Below are 14481 nucleotides of genomic sequence, written 5' to 3' on the forward strand. Positions count from 1 at the left end.
AAAAATCCGCTTCAAGCGGATTCTTTTTATACTCAATAAAAATCAAAGTGCAAACTAGGAAGCTAGCCGCAGGCTGCTCAAAACACTGTTTTGAGGTTGCAGATGAAAGCTGACGTGGTTTGAATTTGATTTTCGAAGAGTATTATAGTCCCATTAAACGATAAGCTTGGTCTCGAAGGTCCTTATCTGTTTCAAATAGACCACGAGCTACTGTCGTCAAGGTTGCAGTGCCTGGTTTTCTAACACCACGCATGCTCATACACATATGTTCCGCCTCAATGACAACAAAGGCTCCTTTAGCACCTAGATAGTCCATCAAGGCATCGGCCACTTCGATATTCAAACGTTCTTGAATTTGTGGTTTTTTCGAATAAACTTCAACCGTACGGGCTAGCTTAGACAAACCTGCCACACGACCATCTGGAATGTAGGCAATATGTGCTCTACCATAAAATGGCAAGAAGTGGTGTTCACACATGGTATGGAAAAAGATATCCTTTTCTACCACCATATTATCGTCGATAATCTCAAAGGATTTTGACAAATGTTCCTCCGCTGTTTGACCAAGACCTGAAAAAATCTCTTGGTACATACGAGCCACACGAGCAGGTGTTTCCTGCAAGCCCTCGCGGTTAGCGTCCTCTCCGACGGCCTCGATAATCATTTTTACAGCTGCTTCAATCTTTTGTGTATCCATTTTCGTTTTTCCTCTCCATCAGATAGGCTCTCACTTGGCTCAAGAAATACAAGGAACCCGTGACAATCCTAACTGTTTGTTTCTCTTCTTTTTTATCTGTCAATTTCTGCTCTAGAAAATCCTGCCAACCTTGGTAGCTGAGATTTCTAGACTTAGCTGCCTCTTCCAGCACGCTTTCATCAGTCGCCCGACTATCGTCAAAATGTGTCAGAGTAAGCTCGGTATCTGGGATTTGCTCCAACAAGTCCAACATATCCTCCAAGGCCTTGGTTTTGATGCAAGTAAAGAGGATTTCCTTACAATAATCCGCAAAGCGTTCTTGCAAAGTTGCTAATAAAGCCTTGATAGCATGGGGATTGTGGGCCCCATCCAAAATCATCAAGGGTTCTCTTGACACGATTTCCAAACGCCCTGGCCAACTTGTTTCTTCCAAGGCTTGAGCAAGCACGTGATTGCTTGCTAGTTCTCGACCATCTTCTTGACAAAAATTATCAAGTAAAGCTATGGCCATCCCAGCATTCTCTATCTGGTGCAAACCCAACAGGCCAGTTTGGAAGCGACCTTGTCTGACAACACTTGTATAGTCAAAGACTTCGCCTGTAACCATACTCTTTTGATGGCGGACCTGATAATCTGTCCCGTAGGCAAATCTCGGCGCATCTTTCCCTTCCGCAATGCGGTCAATCACAGCCAAAGCTTCTGGAGCAATACGACCTGTCACCAAGGGAATACCTTGTTTGATAATACCAGCTTTCTGCTCTGCTATGGCTTCCAAGGTGTCACCAAGTAGGGCTACATGGTCCAATCCAATGGTCGTAATTCCTGTTAAAATTGGCTGGCAGACATTGGTACTATCTAAAAGCCCACCCATGCCGACTTCCATGATAGCCACATCTACTTGCTCTGAGGCAAAGTAATCATAGGCTATAGCTGTAATTATTTCAAACTCAGTTGTCCCCTGCAAATTAGCAGCCGATTCCCCTTCCAGCAACGACTGATAGTCTGCCATGAGGGCTTCTAGTCTAGCCTCTGGGATAGATTCCCCATTGATGCTAATCTGATCTGTGTAATGAATGAGATAGGGCGAGCTAAACACGCCAACTCTCAGCCCTAGCTTTTCTAGCATTTTTTTCAAAAAAGCAATGGTCGAACCCTTGCCATTGGTCCCTCCGATATGGATGACCTTGAGTTTGAAATGGGGATTGCCACGCAAAGCTAACAGTTCCACCATTCGTTCCAAGCCAAAATGCGGTTGGTCCGTCCGGTAGTTAGTAATCCACTGATTGTTTTCAATTTCTTTCATCTTACTTATATTGTTTTAAATCTAGATTTTCCGCATCTTTAGCCAGACGAATAGCGGAGGCAATTTCAACCGCCATCTTGTGACTAGCTACATCATGCACGCGCACCACTTCCACACCCTGTCTCGCAGCGATACTGGTTACATGAGCCGAAGCCGTGTCCCTATTGCGGAAACCAAGTTCTGTCTCAGGATTGACTTCAAAACCATTTTCTTCAAGAATATTGATGACAAACCGCTTGCGCGACACTCCGAGAAAGATTGGATATCCTTTCTGATGTAGTTTATCCAGATCCCGTAAAAGAAGCAGATTTTCTTTCTTGGTCAGACCAAAGCCAATTCCTGGATCCAACAGGATATTTTCTTGTGCGATTCCAGCTTGATTCGCTCTCGCTAAGGCTCTGTCAAAGAAAGCCTCCATCAAGTCTTCGATTGGCAATTTTTCGAAGTCAGCTAACTCTTCCTCTGTAAAAGCTTGATTAAATCCAAAATGAGGAAATATGAGCGAGCTAGGATGCTGAGGTCGCGCCATGACTGGATTAAACATAATGACTACTTTCGCACCAGCCTTAGCAACCACATCCGCCATTTTCTCATCACCCATAAGACCAGTGATATCATTGACTAGATTGGCACCAGCAGCCAAAGCAGCCTCTGCCACCTGACTTTTCCAAGTATCAATGGAAATGAGGACATTACTTTCCTTGCGAATCGCTTTAATCACTGGAACAACACGCTGGATTTCCTCTTCTATCTCAACATAGCTACTTCCCGGCCGAGGCCGAGTCGATTCTCCGCCGATATCGATCATACTAGCCCCTTCTGCTATCAATTTACGAGCCTGCTGGAGTGCCTGCTCAAGAGCAAAAAATTGACCACCGTCCGAAAAGGAGTCTGGGGTTACATTAATAATTCCGCAAATAGCTGTCTTTGCATGATTGGCTTTACTTGACATATCGGTCACTCCCTCAAGGTTTTTCATCATATTATTTCTCTATTTTACCATAAAAAGAAAAAGATGGACACGATTGCATTCATCTTTTTCCCAGTAGAAACAAGTAAGCAATTGTCAAAAATCTTAAACAGAAATCCCTAATGTCCGACTCATGATCACCACAAGAGCCAATAAACAGAAGGCTACCCCATTAACAATCATGTGAAGCAAGATAGACATTTCCAAACGTTGGGTTTTGTAAGCCGTCCAAGATAGAACAATCGACATACCTCCATAAATCAATAAAGAAGGTAAATTACTTGGTTGATGCAATAAAGCAAACACAATCGTACCGACTACAAATCCCAAGTTCTCTTTTCCTCGGAAAATCTTTTTAGGAATAATCCCACGGCACAAGATTTCCTCACAAATCGGAGCAAGCAAGGCCAGTAAGAAGAAACTGGAAATCAGAGAACTATTCTGAACCATATCGTTAATCTGAGACTGGTTACTTGTTGTCGTCTCATTTGACAGTTGTAACAAGATAGAACCAAGTATATTTGACCCGATAATAACTAAATAACTCAAGCCCAAACGTGCCAAATCCTTCGCTCTAAAAAAAGAAAAATTAAAACTTGCTAATTGCGTTTTACGAGCTCCAAAAATAAATAGTGCCAAAACTACAATCGAAATACCAGCAACTATCAGTCCTGACTGCAACAGTGGTACTGCATTTAAAGTTAAAATAGCAGTAACCCCTATAGGAATCTGATATAAAATTGTCGCCAGCAAAAAGATTAACAGCCAACCTGCACGATTCAATAATTCTTTCCACATATTTTTCTCTTTCATCACCCATCTCCTTTATATTAAAAAAGGGGGAAAATCCCCCTGGGTTATCCTATTATAAGGCCATACTGATGTAGTTAAGGATAAACAAGGCATCCAAAATCCAAATCATAACATGAACATCTTTAGCTTGACCTTTGACAAGCTTAGTCAAAGTGTAAGTCAAGAAACCAACTGCAATCCCTTGAGTGATAGAGTAGCTGAATCCCATAAAGATAGATGTGAAGAAGGCAGGAACTGCTTCAGACATATCATCCCAATGGATATTTTTCAAGCTAGCCAACATCATAATCCCAACGATAATCAAGATTGGAGCTGTAGCAGCTGTTGGTACAATCGCTAGAAGTGGGCTAAAGAAGCTTGAGATCGCAAAGCAGATTGCCACAACCAAGGCTGTCAAACCAGTACGTCCACCTGCACCGATACCAGCAGCAGACTCAACATAAGTCGTTACGTTTGAAGTACCTGCGATGGCACCAATTGAAGTACCAATCAAGTCAGAGTAAAGAGCCTTATCCAACTTAGCTGATTGGTGGTTTTCACCATTTGTCGCTACGATACCAACTTTTTCACCTGTACCGATCAAGGTACCAATCGTGTCAAAAATATCTGTCAATGAGAAGGCAAGAATAGCCATCAGAGTTTCAGGCAAGCGAGCTGTATCTGAAATCAAAGCTCCCAAACCTTCTGAACCAAGAGCTGCACCAAAGACTGTCTTCAAGTCTTCAAAGGCTGCACCAACATGGTTATTAGCAAAATCGATGCTTGACAAATCTACCAAACCAACTGCGATAGCAAGAATAGTTGTTGTCAAGATAGAGAGGATAATTCCCCCTTTAATTCCTTTAATAACAAAGAAGATTGTAATGGCCAGTCCTGCAAGAGCCACCAAAACAGCTGGATTATTAAAGTTGACCAATCCTGGAACTGCTGAAGCATTTGCTGCAATCGTTGCTTGAGCCTTGTCAGCCCCTTCTCCTACAACAGTATAGTTACCTGGATCAATCGTAAATTTCAAAAGTCCAGCATTCTTAATCCCTACATAGGCAAGGAAGACACCGATACCAGCTGAAATAGCTGAGCGAAGGGCATTTGGAATCGATTCAATGATCATTTTACGAACATTTGTCAAAGTGATAATCAATGAGATAATCCCACAGATGAAGACCATAGCCAAGGCTTCTTGCCAAGAATACCCGAGCCCAAATACAACTGTAAAGGTAAAGAAGGCATTGAGTCCCATACCTGGCGCTTGGGCATAAGGTAAGTTAGCGTAGAAGGCCATCATCAGGGTACCAGCAACTGCACCGATAATCGTTGCGAGGAATACACCCTGAGCAGGCATCCCTGTTTGTGAAAGAATTTGTGGGTTTACAAAGAGAATATAGCTCATTGCAAAGAAAGTTGTTAAACCAGCGAGAACCTCTGTACGAACGTCTGTACCGTTCTCTTTTAGTTTAAATAATCTGTCCATTATCAATCTCCTTTTAATTTTTACGAACAATAATAGAATTATATCATTTATCATTCACTTTTTCAATATTTTTTTTGATTTATTTAAGAAATTGATCCAATTTCATTTTTTGTTTGGAATCTGCTTTTCTGCCTGCTTTCTGTTATAATAGTAGACATCTTATCTGAAAAGACACTAGAAAGGTCCATATGACAAAAAAAATTATTGCAGTTGACCTAGATGGAACCTTGCTCAACTCAGACAGTCAAATTTCTGACTTTACCAAAAAAACCATTAAAAAAGTTGCTGAAAAAGGCCATCAGGTTATTATTACGACAGGTCGTCCTTACCGTATGTCAAAAGATTTTTACCGTGAACTGGGCTTAGACACTCCTATGATTAACTTCAACGGTTCCCTCACTCATTTACCAGACCAAGTTTGGAACTTTGAAAAGTGTTTAACCGTAGACAAAAAATATCTGCTAGATATGGTTCGACGTTCAGAGGACATTCAAGCCGATTTTATCGCTGGAGAATATCGTAAAAAATTCTACATTACAAATCCTAATGAAAAAATTGCCAATCCTAAACTATTTGGTGTAGAAGCTTTCCAGCCTGAAGATCAATTCCAGCCTGAGTTGGTAACCAAGGATCCTAACTGTATTCTCTTGCAGACCAGAGCCAGTGACAAGTATGCCTTGGCAAAAGAAATGAACGCCTTCTACCAGCATCAACTTTCTATTAATACCTGGGGTGGACCTCTCAATATCCTTGAATGTACCCCAAAAGGTGTCAATAAGGCCTTTGCTTTGGACTACTTGCTCAAAGTAATGAATCGTGATAAAAAGGATTTGATTGCCTTTGGAGATGAACACAATGATACCGAAATGCTATCTTTTGCTGGAAAAGGCTATGCAATGAAAAATGCCAATCCAGAATTGCTCCCTTATGCAGATGAGCAAATCGCCCTAACCAATGACCAAGATGGGGTTGCCAAAACCCTACAAGACTTATTCTTATAGTCCATACTGACCAGCTTGCGAGCTGGTCTTTGTGCTCTTTTCACAGTCTCATCAACCAGTTAACCGATTGTTCTACTTTTTGCCTCCAAAACCTTGGAAAAGGCTTTCTTTTGTGATATAATTCACATATAAATACAAGAGAGCTCGTCATACTCGACTCTGTTGACACAAAATCAATCCAGTCCCGTTGTCCCTGTTCTCGGCCAATATCAAGGAGGATAGCTATGAAAGCTGTTGTTGTAAATCCAGAAAGCACTGGTGTTGCTATTGAAGAAAAAGTACTCCGTCCACTTGAAACTGGGGAAGCACTTGTAGAAATTGAATACTGTGGTGTTTGCCACACTGACCTCCACGTTGCCCATGGCGACTTCGGTCAGGTACCAGGACGTGTTCTTGGACACGAAGGTGTTGGTATCGTTAAAGAGATTGCACCAGATGTTAAAAATCTTAAAGTCGGCGACCGTGTCAGCGTTGCTTGGTTCTTTGAAGGATGCGGTACTTGCGAATACTGTACAACTGGTCGCGAAACCCTTTGCCGTACAGTAAAAAATGCCGGTTACTCAGTAGATGGTGGTATGGCTGAACAATGTATCGTAACTGCAGATTATGCTGTTAAAGTTCCTGACGGACTTGATCCAGCCCAAGCTTCTTCCATCACATGTGCTGGTGTAACAACCTATAAGGCTATTAAAGAAGCCAAAGTTGAACCAGGTCAATGGGTTGTTCTTTACGGTGCTGGTGGACTTGGTAACCTCGCAGTTCAATATGCTAAAAAAGTTTTCAACGCTCATGTTATCGCAGTTGATATCAATAACGACAAACTTGCCCTTGCAAAAGAAGTAGGTGCTGATGTCGTTATTAACGGCCTAGAAGTTGATGATGTCCCAGGACTCATCAGGGAAAAAACTGATGGAGGAGCTCATTCAGCTGTCGTAACTGCTGTATCTAAAGTTGCCTTCAATCAGGCTGTTGACTCAGTTCGTGCCGGTGGTCGCGTAGTCGCTGTTGGTCTTCCTTCTGAAATGATGGAACTAAGTATCGTAAAAACCGTTCTAGATGGAATCCAAGTCATCGGTTCTCTTGTTGGAACTCGTAAAGACTTGGAAGAAGCCTTCCAATTCGGTGCAGAAGGTTTGGTAGTTCCAGTTGTTCAAAAACGCCCAGTCGAAGATGCCGTAGCCATTTTCGACGAAATGGAAAAAGGTCAAATCCAAGGACGTATGGTACTCGACTTCACCCACTAATCTAATAAAAACCTATTTTAAAAGTTGGAATGCGCTTCCAACTTTTTTATATTAAATTTTTTAATAAGGATTCAAAAAAACTTCTCTAAAACTCAATATATCAATATTTTCAGATGTAATCTTTTTAATTATTTTATGATAAATAGTTGATTTTTAGATGAAAACGGTTTATACTTAAAAAGTCTTAAAGTTTTCTTAAAAGAAAACTGAAACAACAAAAAGGAGGAATGACAATAATGAGTATCGGAATCATTATTGCGAGCCACGGCGAATTTGCTGCGGGTATTCATCAGTCAGGATCTATGATCTTTGGTGAACAAGAAAAGGTTCAAGTTGTAACCTTTATGCCAAATGAAGGTCCTGATGATCTATACGCTAAGTTTAATAACGCTGTTGCTGCATTTGACGCAGAAGATGAGGTTCTAGTTTTGGCTGACCTTTGGAGTGGATCTCCATTTAACCAAGCTAGCCGCGTGATGGGAGAAAATCCTGAGCGTAAGTTTGCCATCATCACAGGACTTAACTTACCGATGTTAATCCAAGCCTACACAGAGCGCCTCATGGACGCTGCTGCAGGTGTAGAAAAAGTCGCTGCGAATATTATCAAAGAAGCCAAAGATGGCATCAAAGCTCTTCCAGAAGAGCTAAACCCAGTTGAGGAAGTAGCAAGCGCTGCAGCTGCTCCAGTTGCCCAAGCTGCTATTCCAGAAGGAACTGTCATCGGAGACGGTAAACTCAAAATCAACCTTGCCCGTCTAGACACTCGTTTACTTCACGGTCAAGTTGCAACTGCTTGGACTCCAGATTCAAAAGCAGATCGTATCATCGTTGCTTCAGATAACGTAGCTAAAGACGAATTACGTAAAGAATTGATTAAACAAGCAGCTCCAGGTAAAGTGAAAGCAAACGTTGTTCCTATCCAAAAACTAATCGACGTTGCAAAAGATCCTCGCTTCGGAGAAACACATGCCCTTATCTTGTTTGAAACACCTCAAGATGCCCTTCGTGCTATCGAAGGTGGCGTGCCAATCAAAACTCTTAATGTTGGATCAATGGCTCACTCAACTGGTAAAACAATGGTTAACAACGTTTTGTCTATGGACAAAGAAGACGTTGCTACATTTGAAAAAATGCGTGACCTTGGTGTTGAATTTGATGTACGTAAAGTACCAAACGACACCAAAAAAGATTTGTTTGACTTGATCAACAAAGCAAACGTGCAATAATCGATTTTATGAAAGGATTTTAAAGATGTCTATTATTTCTATGGTTTTAGTAGTCGTTGTAGCCTTCCTAGCAGGTCTTGAAGGTATCCTCGACCAGTTCCAATTCCATCAACCAATCGTAGCTTGTACCCTTATCGGCCTTGTTACTGGTAACCTTGAAGCAGGGATCATCCTTGGTGGTTCTCTTCAAATGATCGCCCTTGGTTGGGCTAACATCGGAGCTGCCGTAGCTCCTGACGCTGCTCTTGCTTCTGTTGCTGCTGCCATTATCATGGTTCTTGGTGGCGACTTTACTAAGACAGGTATCGGTGTTGCCCAAGCGGTTGCTATCCCTCTTGCAGTTGCTGGTCTATTCTTGACTATGATTGTCCGTACACTCTCTGTCGGATTGGTTCACACTGCTGATGCTTCTGCTAAAAAAGGTGACTTCAAAGCAGTTGAACGTGCTCACTTTGTCGCACTTCTTCTTCAAGGTCTTCGTATTGCAGTCCCTGCAGCACTCCTTCTAATGGTACCAACTGAAACAGTACAAAGCATTCTAAATGCTATGCCTGATTGGCTTAAAGATGGTATGGCTATCGGTGGTGGTATGGTCGTTGCCGTTGGTTACGCTATGGTTATCAACATGATGGCAACTCGTGAAGTATGGCCATTCTTCGCTATTGGTTTCGTGCTTGCTGCCGTGTCAGATATTACTCTAATCGGATTTGGTGCTATCGGTGTTGCTATCGCTCTTATCTACCTTCACCTTTCTAAAACTGGTGGAAATGGTGGCGGAGGAGCCGCAACTTCTAACGACCCAATCGGCGATATCCTAGAAGACTACTAAGATAAGAAAGGACTGAAAACATCATGACTGAAAAACTTCAATTAACTAAATCAGATCGTAAAAAAGTTTGGTGGCGTTCAACTTTCTTACAAGGTTCTTGGAACTATGAACGTATGCAAAACTTGGGTTGGGCTTACTCATTAATTCCAGCTCTTAAAAAACTCTACACTAAAAAAGAAGATCAAATTGCTGCTCTTGAACGCCATCTTGAGTTCTTCAACACTCACCCATACGTAGCTGCTCCAATCATGGGGGTTACTCTTGCACTTGAAGAAGAACGTGCTAACGGTGTTGAAATTGATGACGCTGCTATCCAAGGGGTTAAAATCGGTATGATGGGACCTCTTGCTGGTATCGGTGACCCAGTATTCTGGTTTACAGTACGCCCAATCCTTGGATCACTCGGTGCTTCACTTGCACTTACTGGTAATATCTTAGGTCCAATCCTCTTCTTCGTTCTTTGGAACTTGATTCGTATGTCATTCTTGTGGTATACACAAGAGATTGGATACAAGGCTGGATCAGAAATCACTAAAGATATGTCTGGCGGTATCCTTCAAGACATCACTAAAGGAGCTTCTATCCTTGGTATGTTCATTCTTGCTGTCCTTGTTCAACGTTGGGTAAATATTAAATTTGCTTTCGATGTTGCCAAAGTTCAACTAGATGAAAAGGCTTATATCCATTGGGATAAATTGCCAGAAGGATCTAAAGGTATCCAAGAAGCATTCGCACAAGTAGGACAAGGATTGTCTCAAACACCTGAAAAAGTTACTACTTTCCAACAAAACTTGGATATGTTGATCCCTGGACTATCAGGACTACTCCTTACTTTCCTTTGCATGTACTTGCTTAAGAAAAAAGTATCTCCAATCACTATTATCCTTGCACTCTTCGCAGTGGGTATTGTGGCACATGTTCTTCACATCATGTAATCAAGCAACTTAAAAGGAATCAGGTTCTAAAATCTGATTCCTTTTTTCTATACTTTTATTCGGCCAAGGCACCCATTGGATCCCATGGTGCGAGTACAATTGGTTCTGCTTCATAGGCAGCTTGTTCTTCTGCTGTTAGCAATTCTTTACGGACAACGATTTGGTAAGTGTATTCGTCCATCCAAGCGTCTGAGGCAACAAAGTAACCATCGGTACCAACCTTGTCTCCCCATGAGTTTTCAACCTTCCACTTGGTTGACTTCCCATTTTCATCCAAATCAACACCTGTCAAGACCATGGCGTGGGTCATCAAACTTTCGCTGTAGTCCAAACGTCCAGCCTTGTCTTGAGTGAGTTTAATGTCCATGCTTGATTCAAAGTCATAAACATCTGTCGCAAGAATTCCAGCTTTACGGTTGCTGAGCTGGCCGACATCTGAACCAAACCAAACAGTCTCACCTGCTTGCATTTGAGCAATCGCCAATTCTTTCAAGCGCTCCATCGGTACGTTGATGTAGCGAACTGCACGGCTACCAACTACATTTCCCAACATCTCAACTGTGTAAGATTGGCCGTAAGGCTTGTCAGCAGTTGGAGCATTGATAACAGAAACATAATCTTCTAGAGGAAGATTGACATATTTCTTGTAAAACTCTTGTGGTGTAATGCCCTTTTCACTTTGGTAGTTGTTATCCTTATCGCGATAAGCAAAGTCAAATTTACGTGGTGGAAGTCCTAAAGACATAGCAAGAAAGTTAAAGATTTCTTGTAAAAGATCTTCTTTCTTAGCTTGAACAGTCGCTTGGTCTGCGCCAGAAGCAAGCAAGTCACGCAAAATTTGAGCATCTTGACGAAGCAATTTATTAAGGATTGCATTTAGCTCACGGCTGCTGCTAGATGAAACAGACTCAGGGTAAACTGACTTAGGTACGACACCGTATTTCTCAAAAAGGGCAACGACCATATCCCATTGACCACCATCTTGTTGAGGTGTTTGAAGTAGGAATTTAACCTTACGGCTCGTCAAATCTTGGTCTGCGGTTGCAATGACTTGCTCCAAGAACCAGTTTGATTTCTCATACTTATCCCAGAAGAATGTATGAGCCTGTGACAACTCAAAGTTTTCCAATTTATATTGAGAGATGAGTTTGTGACGGAAGGTGTTAAGGGCTGCAAACATCCAGCAACGACCAGACGCTTTCTGGTTTGTTACCTTGTCCTTGGTCAAATCCAATGAGAAAACAGGTGTGTTGTCTACATGGCTTTGGCGACGTTCTAGGGCTGCAAAAATTCCATTATGGCTAGCAGCATTTTCAATCGCTTGGTATTTTACATTTGCTTCATAGTTGGCAAATAATTTATCAGTAAATGATTCTTGAATCGCGTTCATAGATTCCTCCTTTTATTCTACAGTCTATTATAACGCTTTTCACAAAGTAAGCAACTGAAAAACATAAAAGGCAAGGATATTCTTCCTCACCTTTTCGAATATAAATCAAATTAGGCAATATTCGCAAGGAGAGCTTCTAACTCTTCCTTGGTCAAGCGACGCCATTCCCCTCTTTGTAAGTTATCATCTAACATCAGAGTTCCCATAGTCAAACGCTGTAGGTCTACTACTTCCTTACCACAGTATGCCACCATACGCTTGACCTGATGGAACTTCCCTTCTGCAATAGTCACACGGATTTGGCTCTGATTCTTTTCTGAATCTACCAACACAAGCTCCAGTCTAGCGGGCTGACAGGTAAAGTCTTTGAGAGGAATTCCCTTAGCAAATATCTCTACGTCTTCTTGGGTCATAATTCCCTTAACCTGTGCCAGATAGGTCTTATCCACATGACGCTTGGGTGAAAGAAGAGCATGGGCAAGCTGGCCGTCATTAGTCAAGAGCAAAAGACCATGCGTGTCAATATCCAAGCGTCCTACTGGGAAAACTTCCTTGCTCCGAGCAATATCATCCAGCAAGTCCAGAACGGTTCTGTGTTTGGGATCCTCAGTCGCTGAAATAGCCCCTTTGGGCTTGTTCATCATGTAGTAGACAAACTCTTCATACTCCAGTACTTGCCCATCAAATCGAATCTCATCTCTTTCTTCATCAATATGCAATTTAGCTGATTTTTCTTTTTTACCATTTACCGTCACGCGCCCAGTCTTGAGCATGTTTTTGACCTCTGTCCGGCTCCCTACAGCGCAGGCAACTAAAAATTTATCTAATCTCATAGAACTATTATATCACACTCAAAAGGAGGCTGGTACAATGACCAACCTCCTTTTCGTTTCATACTCTTCAAAAATCTCTTCAAACCGCGTCAACGTCGCCTTGCCGTATAGATGTTACTGACTTCGTCAGTTCTATCTACAACCTCAAAACAGTGTTTTGAGCTGACTTCGTCAGTTCTATCTGCAACCTCAAAGCAGTGCTTTGAGCAACCTGCGGCTAGTTTCCTAGTTTGCTCTTTGATTTTCATTGAGTATCAGATTTAAGAAATTAACTTCCTCTTCTCCAGAAAATCGCTAAGACAATCATGGAACCTAGTACTGCCGGAATAATGGTAGTTCCTGCTATTATCGGTCCCCAAGTCCCAAAAAGCAAATGGCCTATAAAGGCACCAATCCATCCGAGAAACATTTTTCCAAAACATCCCATGTGTTCTCCACGATTGGTCAGAGTACCTGCTAAAAATCCCACTAGGAGACCAACGAACATACTTCCTAACATATTATCTCCTTAATTTGCCCAATCTCCGTTACGGAAGAGTGGTACACGTGTCCCATCTTCACGGATACCATCTATATCCATTTGGTTAGAACCAATCATAAAGTCTACGTGAACATCTGAACGGTTAAGCCCCGCAGCTTCAAGCTCCTCTTCGCTCATCTCCGCTCCACCAACAACGCTAGTTGCATAGGCTGCACCGATAGCCAAGTGATTTGACGCATTCTCATCGAAAAGGGTGTTAAAGAAGGTAATGCCTGACTGAGAAATTGGGCTTGGATCTGGTACCAAGGCACATTCACCCAAGGCACGCGCACCCGCATTTTCAAAGACAAGGTCTTTCATGACTTGATCGCTTTTTTCTGCAGTGATATCCACAATTTGTCCATCCTTGAAGGTTACTTTAATTCCTTCGATGATATTTCCATTATAGCTAAGCGGTTTTGTAGAAGTGACATAACCATCTGCACGACGGAAGTCTGGCGCTGTGAAGACCTCTTCTGTCGGCATATTTGGCAAGAATCCTTCTCCCTGCGCATTGATAGCACCAGCTGATTCCCAAACGTGGTTCTTAGGCAAGCCAAGTGTCAAATCTGTTCCTGGCGCTGTGTAGTGAAGGGCTGAAAATTGCTCTTTATTAAGCATATCAGCTTTACTCTTAAGGATAGCTGCATGCTCTTCCCAAGCCTTAACAGGATCTGCTTCGTAGACTCGGCAAGTTTTGAAGATTTGGTCCCAAAGGAGATCGACTGCTTCTTCATCGCTCGCAGCATTTGGAAAGACTTTCTTAGCCCACTCAAGTCCAGCAGCGGCTGCTACAGTCCAGCTAACCTTGTTGGATTGAGTTGCGATACGCATTGGCTTCATGGCAAGTCCCATAGCTTTGGCAGAAGCTGATAGCTTGTCAGCATCCACTCCGTTCAAGGCACCTGGATCAGATGAACGAACCCCAAGACGGCTAGCTTTGTTCTCTAAAAGATAGTTCATCTCAGCAATCTTGTATTCTGGCACATTGTCCAGACGCTCCATCGGCGCATGGAGGAATTTCTCACGGTTGATGACATCATCTGTCCACTGAACGATCACCTCATGTGCACCCAAAGCATAAGCTTCTTTGACGATTAAGTGAGCCAACTCACGTTGCTCCACATCGATAGAGAGAGCCAAAGTGTGACCAGGTTGCACATTAATTCCATTCGCAACCAATAATTTCGCATATTTTTCTAGATTTTCTTTAAAATTTGGTAAAACCATGTTGTTTTCTCTTTTCTAT

General features: G+C 42.2%; 14 protein-coding genes. 5 read left to right on the top strand and 9 right to left on the bottom strand.

Features of this window, described 5'->3' with window-relative positions; all coding sequences use genetic code 11:
• Positions 1-142: 142 nt before the first annotated feature.
• From folE to L0P31_RS06850, 5 genes are all read right to left on the bottom strand, one after another.
• Positions 143-697 carry a GTP cyclohydrolase I FolE gene (gene folE / locus L0P31_RS06830; protein ID WP_000380916.1) on the bottom strand — a complete coding sequence of 185 codons (555 nt, stop codon included), beginning with the start codon at positions 695-697 and terminating at the stop codon, positions 143-145.
• Positions 678-2000 (bottom strand): bifunctional folylpolyglutamate synthase/dihydrofolate synthase, encoded by a 1323-nt coding sequence (locus L0P31_RS06835; protein ID WP_238096268.1) that lies wholly within the window; start codon positions 1998-2000, stop codon positions 678-680. Before L0P31_RS06835 ends, folE begins: the two co-directional genes overlap by 20 nt.
• A gap of 1 nt (position 2001) precedes the next feature.
• Positions 2002-2982, bottom strand: coding sequence for a dihydropteroate synthase (gene folP / locus L0P31_RS06840; protein WP_238096270.1), 981 nt, complete (start codon positions 2980-2982; stop codon positions 2002-2004).
• Positions 2983-3075: 93 nt separating this feature from the next.
• On the bottom strand, positions 3076-3783 hold the full coding sequence (locus tag L0P31_RS06845; RefSeq protein WP_023947032.1) for a CPBP family intramembrane glutamic endopeptidase: 708 nt from the start codon (positions 3781-3783) through the stop codon (positions 3076-3078).
• Between the two features lie 52 nt (positions 3784-3835).
• Positions 3836-5254, bottom strand: a complete 1419-nt coding sequence (locus L0P31_RS06850) for an NCS2 family permease (RefSeq protein WP_238096272.1) — start codon at positions 5252-5254, stop codon at positions 3836-3838.
• A gap of 188 nt (positions 5255-5442) precedes the next feature.
• Between L0P31_RS06850 and L0P31_RS06855 the strand changes: the two genes are divergently transcribed.
• The 5 genes from L0P31_RS06855 (at position 5443) to L0P31_RS06875 (ending at position 10489) form a co-directional block, all read left to right on the top strand.
• Positions 5443-6255 carry a Cof-type HAD-IIB family hydrolase gene (locus L0P31_RS06855; RefSeq protein WP_238096274.1) on the top strand — a complete coding sequence of 271 codons (813 nt, stop codon included), beginning with the start codon at positions 5443-5445 and terminating at the stop codon, positions 6253-6255.
• A 224-nt stretch (positions 6256-6479) separates the two neighbouring features.
• On the top strand, positions 6480-7499 hold the full coding sequence (adhP, locus tag L0P31_RS06860; protein WP_238096276.1) for an alcohol dehydrogenase AdhP: 1020 nt from the start codon (positions 6480-6482) through the stop codon (positions 7497-7499).
• A 236-nt stretch (positions 7500-7735) separates the two neighbouring features.
• Entirely contained in the window at positions 7736-8725 is a 990-nt protein-coding gene (locus L0P31_RS06865) for a PTS sugar transporter subunit IIB (RefSeq protein ID WP_000021970.1), read from the top strand.
• Between the two features lie 25 nt (positions 8726-8750).
• Entirely contained in the window at positions 8751-9554 is an 804-nt protein-coding gene (locus L0P31_RS06870; protein ID WP_000022716.1) for a PTS mannose/fructose/sorbose transporter subunit IIC, read from the top strand.
• A gap of 23 nt (positions 9555-9577) precedes the next feature.
• A complete protein-coding gene (locus L0P31_RS06875) occupies positions 9578-10489 on the top strand; it encodes a PTS system mannose/fructose/sorbose family transporter subunit IID (RefSeq protein WP_033676082.1) in 912 nt (303 codons plus the stop codon).
• Positions 10490-10544: 55 nt separating this feature from the next.
• Here the strand turns inward: L0P31_RS06875 and pepC are convergent, their stop codons facing one another.
• From pepC to L0P31_RS06895, 4 genes are all read right to left on the bottom strand, one after another.
• The gene (gene pepC / locus L0P31_RS06880; RefSeq protein WP_227325738.1) at positions 10545-11879 is read right to left on the bottom strand and encodes a C1 family peptidase; all 1335 of its coding nucleotides are present in this window, start codon (positions 11877-11879) and stop codon (positions 10545-10547) included.
• A 110-nt stretch (positions 11880-11989) separates the two neighbouring features.
• Positions 11990-12712: a pseudouridine synthase gene (locus L0P31_RS06885; RefSeq protein WP_049502243.1), complete on the bottom strand. Its 723-nt coding sequence runs from the start codon at positions 12710-12712 to the stop codon at positions 11990-11992.
• A gap of 268 nt (positions 12713-12980) precedes the next feature.
• Positions 12981-13211, bottom strand: a complete 231-nt coding sequence (locus L0P31_RS06890; RefSeq protein WP_049502242.1) for a GlsB/YeaQ/YmgE family stress response membrane protein — start codon at positions 13209-13211, stop codon at positions 12981-12983.
• A 9-nt stretch (positions 13212-13220) separates the two neighbouring features.
• Positions 13221-14462, bottom strand: coding sequence for an aminopeptidase (locus tag L0P31_RS06895; RefSeq protein WP_045605429.1), 1242 nt, complete (start codon positions 14460-14462; stop codon positions 13221-13223).
• Positions 14463-14481: the final 19 nt, after the last annotated feature.

It is taken from the genome of Streptococcus mitis, assembly GCF_022137125.1.
GTDB classification, from domain to species: domain Bacteria; phylum Bacillota; class Bacilli; order Lactobacillales; family Streptococcaceae; genus Streptococcus; species Streptococcus mitis_CE.